The sequence below is a fragment of the Micromonospora arida genome (assembly GCF_003857035.1).
Taxonomy (GTDB): domain Bacteria; phylum Actinomycetota; class Actinomycetes; order Mycobacteriales; family Micromonosporaceae; genus Micromonospora; species Micromonospora arida.
Genome location: NZ_QGSY01000260.1, coordinates 1 through 9,438 on the forward strand (window position 1 = coordinate 1; position 9,438 = coordinate 9,438).

7 protein-coding genes and 1 pseudogene are annotated in these 9,438 nt (G+C 72.4%); 5 read left to right on the forward strand and 3 right to left on the reverse strand.

What is annotated here, in order from left to right; translation table 11 throughout:
- Positions 1–3 precede the first annotated feature (3 nt).
- From DLJ58_RS25975 to DLJ58_RS25985, 3 genes are all read right to left on the reverse strand, one after another.
- Positions 4–984, reverse strand: coding sequence for a carbohydrate kinase family protein (locus DLJ58_RS25975; RefSeq protein WP_124820724.1), 981 nt, complete (start codon positions 982–984; stop codon positions 4–6).
- A gap of 197 nt (positions 985–1,181) precedes the next feature.
- Positions 1,182–1,550, reverse strand: coding sequence for an iron-sulfur cluster insertion protein ErpA (gene erpA / locus DLJ58_RS25980; RefSeq protein ID WP_091407494.1), 369 nt, complete (start codon positions 1,548–1,550; stop codon positions 1,182–1,184).
- 181 nt (positions 1,551–1,731) lie between these two features.
- Entirely contained in the window at positions 1,732–2,871 is a 1,140-nt protein-coding gene (locus tag DLJ58_RS25985) for a glycerate kinase family protein (protein ID WP_124860151.1), read from the reverse strand.
- Between the two features lie 68 nt (positions 2,872–2,939).
- On the opposite strand from DLJ58_RS25985, the gene nadA reads away from it, so the two are divergent.
- The 5 genes and pseudogenes from nadA to DLJ58_RS26010 all read left to right on the forward strand — a co-directional run.
- The gene (nadA, locus tag DLJ58_RS25990; RefSeq protein ID WP_124860143.1) at positions 2,940–4,139 is read left to right on the forward strand and encodes a quinolinate synthase NadA; all 1,200 of its coding nucleotides are present in this window, start codon (positions 2,940–2,942) and stop codon (positions 4,137–4,139) included.
- A 213-nt stretch (positions 4,140–4,352) separates the two neighbouring features.
- Entirely contained in the window at positions 4,353–5,708 is a 1,356-nt protein-coding gene (gene murA, locus DLJ58_RS25995; RefSeq protein WP_124860145.1) for a UDP-N-acetylglucosamine 1-carboxyvinyltransferase, read from the forward strand.
- Between the two features lie 114 nt (positions 5,709–5,822).
- Positions 5,823–6,416: a DUF3043 domain-containing protein gene (locus DLJ58_RS26000; protein ID WP_124860147.1), complete on the forward strand. Its 594-nt coding sequence runs from the start codon at positions 5,823–5,825 to the stop codon at positions 6,414–6,416.
- A gap of 191 nt (positions 6,417–6,607) precedes the next feature.
- Positions 6,608–7,168 (forward strand): helix-turn-helix domain-containing protein, encoded by a 561-nt coding sequence (locus DLJ58_RS26005; RefSeq protein ID WP_124860149.1) that lies wholly within the window; start codon positions 6,608–6,610, stop codon positions 7,166–7,168.
- 382 nt (positions 7,169–7,550) lie between these two features.
- Positions 7,551–9,438 (forward strand): annotated as a pseudogene (locus DLJ58_RS26010) (hypothetical protein); the annotation flags it as partial.

A 9,438-nucleotide genomic window follows, 5' to 3' on the forward strand; every position in this document is an offset into this window, starting at 1 on the left:
GGGTTACGCCGGGAGGAGGTGGGGGCGGACCTCTTCCGCGGCGGTGTCGCCGTAGGACTCGGCGAGCCGCTTGACGAACAGGTCGCGGCGGACGTCGTACTCCTGGGTGCCGACGGTCTCCAGGACCAGCGTGGCCAGCAGCGAGCCGACCTGGGCGGCGCGTTCCAGGCCGAGGCCCCAGGAGAGCGCGGTGAAGAAGCCGGCCCGGAAGCCGTCGCCGACGCCGGTCGGGTCGACCGCGCGGATCTCCCGCGCGATCGGTACGTGGATCGGGTCGATGCCGCGCCCGGCGATCTCCACACCGTGCTTGCCGAGCGTGGTGACCCGCACCTTGACCAGGTCCAGCAGTTGGTCGTCGCTGAGCTGCGCCTTGCTCTGCAACAGCGACTTCTCGTAGTCGTTGGTCATCAGGTACTCGGCGCCCTCGATCAGCGCCACCACGTCCTCGCCGGGCATCCGGGCGAGCTGCTGGGACGGGTCGGCGGCGAAGGCGTACCCGCGGGTGCGGCACTCGGCCGAGTGGCGCAGCATCGCCTCGGGGTCGTTGGCGCCGACCAGCACCAGGTCCAGACCGCCGAGCCGGTCGGCGACCGGGGCCAGCTCGATGTTGCGGGCCTCGCTCATCGCACCGGCGTAGAACGACGCGATCTGGCACATGTCGGTGTCGGTGGTGCAGACGAAGCGGGCGGTGTGCGCCACCTCGCTGATGTGCACCGAGTCGCAGTCCACCCCGTGGCGCTCCAGCCAGGAGCGGTAGTCGGCGAAGTCGGCGCCGACCGCGCCGAGCAGCACCGGGCGCAGCCCGAGCTGACCCATCCCGAAGGAGATGTTCGCCGCCACGCCGCCGCGGCGGAGCACCAGGTCGTCCACCAGGAAGGAGAGGGACACCTTGTGCAGTTGATCGGCGATGAGCTGGTCGGCGAAGCGACCGGGGAAGCTCATCAGGTGATCGGTGGCGATCGAGCCGGTGACGGCGATCTTCATGTCAACCCTCGGGGTCGGGAGCAGGGCGCGGTCAGCCTACCGGGACGGCAACCCGATGGTCACCGCTCGGTCGGACAACGGCAACCAGCCCGCCACGGCCCCTTCGGGACCGCTCCCGGACCGGTGCGACAGCCGACCGGTACGGCGATGGGGCCGTCCCGAAGAACGGCCCCATCGTCGCTGGTGTGTGGTGTGACTCAGTTGAACGAGTCACCGCAGGCGCAGGAACTGCCCGCGTTGGGGTTGTCGATGGTGAAGCCCTGGGCGTCGATCCGGTCGGCGAAGTCGATCGTCGCGCCGGAAAGGTACGGGGCGCTCATCCGGTCGACGACGACCTCGACACCACCGAAGTCGGTCACGACGTCACCGTCGAGCGAACGCTCGTCGAAGAAGAGCTGGTACCGCAGGCCGGAGCAGCCGCCCGGCTGCACGGCGACGCGGAGCCGCAGGTCGTCGCGGCCCTCCTGCTCGATCAGGGCCTTGACCTTCTGCGCCGCGACGTCGGTGAGGACGACGGAAGTAGGGGCCTTGGCCTCGGTCGACTCGGTCTGCGCTGGCGTGGTCACGTGGAAGTCTCCCTGCGCGGTTTGGGTCCGGACGCACTGGCCAACGTCGCGCGCCGTCCAGTGATTCCCGGTTGTGGTCCTCAACCGATCGTACGCCGCCTTGGCCGGGCTCACCCGCGTGGCGTTGCCCCCGCCGCAGGTCGGCCCCCGATCGGGGCGGGCGCACGGGCGGTCGGGACGCTCAGCGGCTCCACTGCCGGGCCAGCCGGGCACCCAGTTCGCGCAACCCCTCCGCGGGCCGGCTCAGCGCCGCGTCGAGCCCGCCGCCCTCCTCGCCGCCGAAGTGCTCCACCAGGCTGTACGCGTCGGTCACCCCGGCCGAGGCGGCCTCCCGCCGGCCGGTGCTCACCTGCCCGGCCACCACCACGCAGGGCACTCCCCGGTCGCGGGCGGCGCCGGCCACCCCGGCGACGACCTTGCCGCGCAGCGACTGGTGGTCGAACGACCCCTCACCGGTGATCACCAGGTCGGCGGTGTCCAGCGCGGTGTCGAGTCGGGTGGCCCGGGTGACCAGGCCGATCCCCGACTCGCAGTCGCCGCCCAGGGCGAGGAGCGCCGCGCCGATGCCACCGGCGGCCCCGCCTCCGGGCAGCGCGCCGAGCCCCACCGGGCAGCCGGCCAGGTCCTCCTCCAGCACCGCCGCGAAACGCTCCAGGGCCGCGTCGAGCAGCAGCACGTCGGCGCGGTCGGCGCCCTTCTGCGGGCCGAACACGTTGCTGGCGCCGTGCAGGCCGAGCAGGGGGTTGTCCACGTCGGTGGCCGCGACCAGCCGGACGCCGCGCAGCCGGGGCGCGCCGTCCAGCGCGTCGACCGCGGCGAGCGCCGCCCCGCCGTACGGCAGCGCGGCACCGCCCTGGTCGAGGGGGGTCACGCCCAGCGCGGCGAGCATTCCGGCGCCGGCGTCGTTGGTGCCGGAGCCGCCCAGCCCGATCACCACCGTGCGGGCACCGCTCTCCACCGCGGCGGCCACCAACAGACCCAGCCCGTACGAGGTGGTGGTCTTCGGGTCGCGCTCGGCTGCGGAGAGCAGGTGCAGGCCGCACGCCTGCGCGCTCTCCAGGTAGGCGGTCGAGCCGTCGGCGGTGAGCAGGATCTCACCGGCCGCCGGCCGGCCCAGAGGGTCGACCGTCGACACCGCCACGCGCCGGCCGCCGAGGGCTTCGGCGAGCACCTCCACGAAGCCCGGTCCGCCGTCGGCAAGGGGCCGGATCAGCAGATCGTCTCCGTCGGTGACGGTGCGCCAACCGGCGGCGACGGCGGCGGCCACCTCCGGTGCGGACAGGGTGCCGGCGAACTTGTCCGGGCAGAGCAGCACGCGCATGCCGAGCAGTGTGGCAGCCCACACCGAGCGAGGCTGCGTCGCGCTCGCGCTGTGGGACCATGGGCTACGTGACTTCGACCTGGGTGGAACCCTCCAACACGGCGACGGCTCTGCTGCTGCTCGGCCGGGGCAGCGACCCCCACACCGAGCGCGGCGTGGAGTGTCCGGGCGACCTGCCGGCGCCCAGCGATCCGGATCTGGTGGCCCGTGCCACCGCCGCGAAGGCGAAGCTGGGCAGCAAGGTCTTCGTGCTGGGGCACCACTACCAGCGCGACGAGGTGATCCAGTTCGCCGACGTGACCGGCGACTCGTTCAAGCTGGCCCGGGAGGCCGCGGCCCGCCCGGACGCGGAGTACATCGTCTTCTGCGGCGTGCACTTCATGGCCGAGAGCGCCGACATCCTCACCACCGACAGCCAGCGGGTGATCCTGCCCGACCTCGCGGCGGGTTGCTCGATGGCGGACATGGCGGTGCTGGGCCAGGTCGAGGCCGCGTGGGACACGCTGACCGAGCTGGGCATCGCCGGCGACACCGTGCCGGTGACGTACATGAACTCCTCGGCCGACATCAAGGGTTTCGTGGGCCGCAACGGCGGCGTGGTCTGCACCTCGTCCAACGCCAAGCGCGCCCTGGACTGGGCCTTCGAGCAGGGGTCGAAGGTGCTCTTCCTGCCGGATCAGCACCTGGGCCGTAACACCGCGGTGCTGGAGATGGGCCTGTCGCTGGACGACTGCGTGCTCTACGACCCGCACAAGCCCGGTGGCGGGCTCACCCCGGAGCAGCTGCGCGACGCCAAGATGATCCTGTGGCGGGGGCACTGCTCGGTGCACGGCCGGTTCACCCTGGAGAGCGTCAACGACGTACGGGAGCGCGTGCCCGGGGTCAACGTCCTGGTCCACCCAGAGTGCCGGCACGAGGTGGTCACGGCCTCCGACCACGTCGGGTCCACCGAATACATCATCAAGACGATCGAGGCGGCTCCGGCCGGCTCGGCATGGGCGCTCGGCACCGAGCTGAACCTGGTCCGCCGGCTCGCGCTGGCGCACCCGGACAAGCAGATCATGTTCCTGGACAAGGCCGTCTGCTACTGCTCGACGATGAACCGGATCGATCTGCCGCACCTGGTCTGGGCCCTGGAGGAACTGGTCGCGGGCCGGGTGGTCAACCAGATCACGGTGGACGCCGACACCGCGCACCACGCCCGGGTCGCGCTTGATCAGATGCTCGCGCTGCCCGGCGCGGACACTCCGCCACCGACGGCGTCCTGATCACGATCCGTAGCGCTCTTGGTACGCAAAAGTGCCGGATCACCGATTAATGCCACACACGCCGATGTGACCGAGTCCTTTTTCGTCACCGAGGGCTATGCTGCCCAAGCGACGACACACGCGGGCCGTTTCGACATGGCCGCATCCGGGGTAGCGACAACGTTCAGGCGCCCCACCATCAACACGGCAGCACCCGACGCGCTGGAGGTTGCGTTGACCGACGACGTCCTGGTTGTGCACGGAGGTACTCCGCTCGAAGGGCGGATCCGCGTGCGCGGCGCGAAGAACCTGGTTTCGAAGGCGATGGTCGCCGCGTTGCTCGGCGACAGCCCGAGCCGACTGTTCGACGTGCCCAAGATCCGTGATGTCGAGGTGGTGCGAGGTCTGCTCGGCCTGCACGGCGTCAAGGTCACCGACGGCACCGAGGACGGCGAGCTCGTCTTCGACCCGGCGAACGTGGAGAGCGCCAGCACCGACCAGATCAACGTGCACGCCGGTTCCAGCCGGATCCCGATCCTGTTCTGCGGCCCGCTGCTGCACCGCCTCGGGCACGCGTTCATCCCGGATCTGGGTGGCTGCCACATCGGCCCGCGCCCGATCGACTTCCACCTGCAGGCGCTGCGCGAGTTCGGCGCCACCGTCGAGAAGCGGCCCGAGGGGTTGCACCTGTCCGCGCCGAACGGGCTGCACGGCACCAAGTTCGCCCTGCCGTACCCGAGCGTCGGCGCCACCGAGCAGGTGCTGCTGACCGCCGTGATGGCCGAGGGCGTCACCGAGCTGCGCAACGCCGCGGTGGAGCCGGAGATCATCGACCTGATCTGCATCCTGCAGAAGATGGGCGCGATCATCAAGGTCCACACGGACCGGGTGATCGAGATTCAGGGCGTGCCCAAGCTGCACGGCTACACCCACCGGCCCATCCCGGACCGGATCGAGGCGGCGAGCTGGGCGGCCGCCGCCCTGGCGACCCGTGGTCACGTCGAGGTGCTGGGCGCACAGCAGGCCGACATGATGACCTTCCTGAACGTCTTCCGCTCGGTCGGCGGCGAGTACGAGGTCACCGACGCCCGCGCGCCGAAGCTGGGCGACCCCGGCCAGGAGGGCGGCATCCGCTTCTGGCACCCGGGTGGCGAGCTGAACGCGGTGGCGTTGGAGACCGACGTGCACCCCGGCTTCATGACCGACTGGCAGCAGCCGCTGGTCGTGGCGCTGACCCAGGCCCGCGGCCTGTCGATCGTCCACGAGACGGTCTACGAGCAGCGACTGGGCTACACCGAGGCCCTCAACTCGATGGGCGCCAACATCCAGGTCTACCGGGACTGCCTCGGCGGCACCCCGTGCCGCTTCGGCCGGCGCAACTTCAAGCACTCCGCGGTGATCGCCGGGCCGAGCAAGCTGCACGCCGCCGACCTGGTCATCCCGGACCTGCGAGCCGGGTTCAGCCACCTGATCGCGGCGCTCGCGGCCGAGGGCACCTCCCGGGTGTACGGCGTGGACCTGATCAACCGGGGCTACGAGGACTTCGAGGCGAAGCTCGCCGACCTGGGCGCGCACACCGAGCGTCCGTAACCTCGGTCACCCCATCGTTCGACTACGACGGCTCCAGGTCGCGCTGCGACCCGGAGCCGTCGGCCGCTGTACCGCGATGTGCACCGGGCACGGACCGTTGGCTACCCTTGCCGCGTGCCGTCGCTCTTTCGCCGCAAGTCCACCGACCTCGTCGACGAGGCCGTCACCTCGGTGACCCCCGAGGAGACCGCTGAGCGTCCCCGGGGTTACACCCCGGCCAAGGGTCGGGAGACGCCCAAGCGGCCGACCGCCGGCCGTCGCCCGGCCGGCCCCACTCGTCCCCTCACCAAGGAGGAGGAGCGGGAGCGCCGCCGTCAACTGCGCGCCGAGGCGGCGTCGGAGTTCCGCCGCGAGGGTGGCCCCCGCGACCGTGGCCCGGAGCGGCTGCTGGCCCGCAACGTGGTCGACTCCCGGCGTACCGTCGGCACCTGGTTCTTCGGCGGCGCGCTGATCGTGCTGGTCGGGTCGAACGCGGCCATGCCGCCGCTGGTCCGGCTGATCTCCAACGTGCTCTGGGGCGCGCTGGCGCTGGGCGTGGTCGTCGACTCGGTGCTGATCTGCCGCAAGATCAGCAAGCTGGTCCGGGAGCGCTTCCCGAAGACCGGCCAGCGGATGGGCTCGCTCTTCCTCTACGCGGTCATGCGGTCGATCACCTTCCGGCGGATGCGCGCTCCGGCGCCCCAGGTCAAGCTGGGCGACAAGGTCTGACCCCCGGGCTCCCACGCCGCACCCTGGCGCCCGCACCCGCGAGACCCGCGCAACATCAGCGAAACTGCTGCCTCAGACATATCAGAGGCAGCAGTTTCGCCGTATCTGCGCGGATCTTGCCGCGCGTTCATCATGCTGAACGGGTTGTCGTTGTTCGCCACACCGAACGTTCGACCCAATGGAGCGAAGGCATGCCCTCGGAACCGGCTGCCCCGCTGGCCACCATCGCCGTCGCCCTGCGCCGGGAGCGGGAACGGGTCGGCATCTCGCTGACCGAGCTGGCCCGCCGGGCGGGGGTGGCCAAGTCCACCCTCTCCCAACTGGAGTCGGGCACCGGCAACCCGAGCGTGGAGACGCTCTGGGCGCTGGGCGTCGCACTCGGTGTGCCGTTCAGCCGACTGGTGGAGCCCGTCGACGACGGCGTACGGGTCATCCGGGCCGGGGACGGGCCGCACGTCCGCTCCGAGCAGGCCGACTTCAGCGGAACGCTGCTCAGCGCCGGCGCGGCGCATCTGCGCCGGGACGTCTACCTGATCAGGCTGGAGCCGGGCGCGGTCCGAGCCGGGCAGGGACACACCCCGCGCAGTATCGAGCACGTGGTGGTCGCTGCCGGCCGGCTGAGGGTGGGGCCCGAGGCGACACCGGTCGAACTCGAACCCGGCGACTACGCCACGTTCCCCGGCGACGCCCCGCACCGTTACGAGGCGCTCGCTCCCGGTACGTTCGCCGTCCTCATCATGGAGCACCCCTGAACGAGGACGGCGATCCCGCCGCAGTCGGGTGGTCTTCGAGTGCGGTATCGTCGACGTCAGATTCGCTTATAGGGTCAAATGTCCGAAACCAATGGGATAACGTTTGCGCCGGTGGACGGCACCACAGTGGCGGTGAGCGAGCCCACGCCGTTACCCTCCATCCGCAGCTACGGCCTGCCGGAGCGGCGATCTGACCGGCACGTGCGGCCCCAGCGCGACAATTTGCAACGAGGTGACAACGCGTGAGCGAGCGGACGCGAGCCGGCCACCGGGGCGTGGCAGGCGGCGACCGGACGCCCAGCGGACACCCGACGGCGGCTGCGGACACCTCACCCCCGGCGAGAATCGGCCCAGCGGCCGGGTGTGGCGACGGGCTCGACGGATGAACGGCCGCTACACCGACCGGTGGTCAGACCCGAACGAACCGTCCTGGGTGGTCGAGCCGACCACCGAGTGGCACCCCCAGTTCCCCGGCCAGCGTTACGCCGGCGACATCGGCATGCCGCATCAGCCGCCACCGCGCGGCCGCGCGACGGTGTCCGGTCGCGCCGAGGTGCCACCGCTGGCGCCCACCCGCCCGGACGGCACCTACCTCGGTCGGTCCTGGTCCGACGAACCACCGGAGGAACAGGCACCTCACGGCCGTTCCTGGGTGGACGACGAGCCGGGCGAGACACCGGCCTACGGCCGACTCCGCGGCGACGAGCGCTCGGCGGACACCTCCGCCCACGGCCGGTCCGACAGCGCCGACTCCCGTCACTACGACCACGAGCCGTACCGTCGTCCGCTGCCCGAGCCACCCCGCCGCGACGACCGCCGCTCGCCCGAGTCGGACCGACGTACCGCCTGGTCCGACCGACGCCCCGCCGACGAGCGGGGGCCGGCGCGGGAAGCCGCCTGGCACCGGGACCAGCCCACCTCCGAGCGGTACGACAGCCGCCGTCCCCGGCAGGAGCCCACCGAGCGGGATCGGGGTTACCGGGGCACGCCGCCGGTCTCCCCCGCGCCCCGGCCCGAACCCGGCTGGGTGCCCGAGCCGGACGACACACCACGTCGGCGCGGCACACCGGAACGACAGGCCGCTGATTACGAACGGCACACCGGCGACGGGTACGGCGTCCGACCCACCCGCGACCACGACGGCCGCATCGCCGACGCGGCCGACCCGTGGGCATCCGTGGACGGCCGCACGCGATACCGCGCCGACGGGTACCCGGACCGGGCCGCCGACGACCTGCGCCGCCCGGAGTCCGACCTGCGCCGCCCGGAGTCGCGCTACCGCGCGGACGAGGGGATCGGCGCAGCGCCCTCGCCCAACGGTGGACGACGGCGTCGCCCCGAGGCGGACCTGCCCGATCAGCCCCGCCTCGACGACGACCGGCGGCGGCCTGACACCGACCCGCACCGGCAGCAGCCCCGTGAGGCGGCGGCCCGCGCCGAGGCGTACCCGGATCGGCGACCCCGCGAGCAGGCCCGCCCGGACGGGTACCGCGACAACGGGTACCGCGAGGACGCGCCTCGTGAGGACGCGTACCGCGAGCCCCGGCCACAGCCGGGCCAACGGTCGGACGGCAGTCTGCCCTGGCCAGCACCGGGTCCGGTGCGCCAGGACCGCACCTCGGACCGCACCCGGGAGCCCGGCCACCGCCCCGACCCACACCGCACCGACCCACACCGCACCGACCCACACGGCAGCCCCGACCCGCACCGCACAGCGGACCCGTACCGCAGCCCTGACCCGTACCGCAGCCCTGACCCGCACCGCACCACAGACCCGTACCGCGGCGCCGAGCCGGGCATCGCGTCGCGGCCGGCCGCCCGGCCCGACCGGCCGGCGGCCACGCCGGCACGGTACGACGAGCGACAGGCACGTCCGGCCGCGACGGCGCCGCCCGCCTCCGGCCGTGCCATGCCGGTCCCACCGGTCTCCCCGGAACGACCGGTGTCGCCGGCACCCGTCTCACCCGCTTGGGACCGACCGGTGTCAGCCACCCCGGCCTCACCGGAACGACCGGTGTCGCCAGCGCCCGTCTCACCCGCTTGGGACCGACCGGTGTCAGCCACCCCAGCCTCACCGGAACGACCGGTGTCGCCGGCACCCGACTCCCCCGCCAGCCGTGGCTGGGACCGACCGGTGTCAGCAGCCCCCGTCTCCCCCGCCGCTACCGGTTGGGACCGGCCGGTGTCGGCCGCTCCGGTCTCGCCCGCCTCCGACCGGCCCGTCTCGGGGCCACCCGCCGCGCGCCTGCGGCTGGAGTACCTGTCCGCAC